Origin of the sequence: Streptomyces sp. NPDC017890 (assembly GCF_044328675.1) — a bacterium.
Taxonomy (GTDB): domain Bacteria; phylum Actinomycetota; class Actinomycetes; order Streptomycetales; family Streptomycetaceae; genus Streptomyces.
The window spans coordinates 1-2,051 of the sequence record NZ_JBIRHU010000120.1 but is presented as its reverse complement, the minus strand read 5'-3'; the positions used below and the strand labels follow the sequence as shown (position 1 = coordinate 2,051).

The window sequence follows — 2,051 nt, the reverse complement described above, 5'->3', positions numbered from 1 at the left end:
TTCAATTCGGAGGGAGCCACCACGAGAGTTGATGCCGAGTAATGAGGTTGGGGTGCCGCTGAGGGGTCCGTTACTCTGCCAGTTGAGCTACAGCAGCCGGGGGCTGCTGACGGGATTTGAACCCGCAACACACGAAGTAGCGGTACTCCTTCGCACCGGCATCAACTCTGTGAAGTTGTGGCTCCCGAGGATGGGGTGGGACGCAGGACGTGATGCACTAGGCCGCTTGTGCGTACCAGTCGAATCATGTTCGGCTGGGAGGGATTTGAACCCCCGTCTTCTGATAGAAGAAGTATCCGCATCCCTTCGCACCGGGAGGTGTGAAGTGTGTGGCTCCCGAGGAAATGGGCTCGGTGTCGGCAGATTTCACCCAAAGAAGTAGCCGGACCGATTCGCACCGGGAGCGCGAAAGTTGTTGTGAGTTCCGAGTAATGGTTGCGGTGAGGGTGACGTAGGCGCTCTAGCCAACTGAGCTACACCGGATGCAGATCCGGTGACGGGATTCGAACCCGCGACATCCCCATTAACAGTGGAAGTAACCCTCGGTGCTTCGCACCGGAACTCTATTCAGTTGTAAGAAAAGTTGTGACACCGAGTAAAAATGCCGGGCGACAGTGTATTTCGAAGAGGAAGTAACTGCCTGTGGGCTTCGCACCGGTGTGGTGACGTGATCGAGACTAACCGATGAATGTCTCGATGTCTAGCATCGCACTAGACACCCAACACTTAGCGGATGATTGTGGCTACACCTGGGTCGATTCCGTCCAGCGGGTCGCAACCCAACGTGCGGGCAAGCCACATCAGGCGGTCCAAACCCCACTCGTGCCCGCAAGCGACACATGAAGCACCTGAACGCGATACCTGCAGGACCGGTACCCGAACGTGCTCACCGTCCGAATCGGTCCTCGTGACATGCGTTTCACCGCAGGCCGGGCACGCCGCGGCCAACGTGAAGCGGTTGCGCCCCGCGATCAGTTCTTCCGCACTCTCGACCCATGTGCGGATCTCCATCGCCGCAGCCTGCAACCACACCGCATCCTGCGGGCGCCATGACCAGTCCGCGAGATAGGCGAGCCGTGTGGCGGTGCCGCCGTCCGAGCCCGGCGCCCACGCTGTGACAGTGTTGTCCACCAGGACGATCCAGTCCAAGCCGTCGACCCAGACTGGTGGGAGTGAGCGGGCTACTCCGCCGTGAGCTGTGCCCTGCTGTCCTGCAAGGTTTTCGGTCATTTCTGCGTACAGGGAACCTGATGTGCAGACGATCCGGTTTCCGTTGTCGTCGTTTTTGATGTCAATGCGGGGTCCGGTGAGTAGTTGCACTGCGTCGTCGAATGCGCGCCTGGCGGCGTGCAGGCTTTCGTCGTCAGTGCGGTGGTTCGGTGTGGTCGCCATGGTCAAGAGAGCTCCCTTGGTCGTGCGGTTGCTGCGCGGCAGTGATGTGTTTCAGGAGGGCAAGGGTCGCTCCGATGTTCAGGTCGGGGCATTGTCGGTTCTGGTGTGCGGGTCGGACGCAGACGAGAACTTCACCGCGGGGACTTCGGACGCATTCGTCGGGGTGCAGGATGAGGGGTCGAGTCGCGGTGGCGGTGGTGATCAGGCCACCGACGCCGTAGGGCTGTTCGGTCATGGTGGGTGTGCGAGGTGTCAGACGCGTGGTGGCCAGTTCCAGTGTCCTGGTTTGGGTTCGGGTGAGAACGGGACCGAGGGGTTGAAGAACTGTCCGGTGGGGTTGAAGATGACGAGGGAGAGGGTGCCGTTGTAGTCGTCGGGTACTGCGGTGACGATCGCGGCGCGGGGTTCGGGGAGGTACTCGCCTTTTGGGGTGCCGTACGACTGGTAGTGGACGTTTCGTCCGACTGTGGGTAGCTGCTCGGTCATTTCAGTTCTCCTCGATGTAGGGTGCGAGCGCGTTGACGATGGCGCCGAACAGGTGATCCTTTGCCTTCTGGCCTTCGGGCAGTTCCGAGTACTGGACGAGGCATGGATGTGTCTTCGCCTCCGCGTCCTTGACTGGCCCGAAGTTCCACCCGTCCTTGACTTTCGATTCGCAC

The 2,051-nt window shown here is 60.5% G+C and carries 3 protein-coding genes and 1 tRNA gene; all 4 read right to left on the bottom strand.

Features of this window, described 5'->3' with window-relative positions:
- Positions 1-488 precede the first annotated feature (488 nt).
- A tRNA-OTHER gene (locus tag ACH4F2_RS35825) sits at positions 489-560 on the bottom strand.
- Between the two features lie 166 nt (positions 561-726).
- On the bottom strand, positions 727-1,392 hold the full coding sequence (locus ACH4F2_RS35820; protein ID WP_021343798.1) for a hypothetical protein: 666 nt from the start codon (positions 1,390-1,392) through the stop codon (positions 727-729).
- Between the two features lie 252 nt (positions 1,393-1,644).
- Complete coding sequence (locus tag ACH4F2_RS35815; protein WP_351644279.1) at positions 1,645-1,878, bottom strand: hypothetical protein; 234 nt, start codon at positions 1,876-1,878, stop codon at positions 1,645-1,647.
- 1 nt (position 1,879) lies between these two features.
- Positions 1,880-2,051: RyR domain-containing protein (locus ACH4F2_RS35810; RefSeq protein ID WP_398136790.1), on the bottom strand; the 172-nt coding region annotated here is incomplete at its 5' end.

Coding starts and splice junctions, on each gene's coding strand:
- ACH4F2_RS35820 (WP_021343798.1), bottom strand. CDS start 1,392: ATGGCGACCACACCGAACCACCGCACTGACGACGAAAGCCTGCACGCC.
- ACH4F2_RS35815 (WP_351644279.1), bottom strand. CDS start 1,878: ATGACCGAGCAGCTACCCACAGTCGGACGAAACGTCCACTACCAGTCG.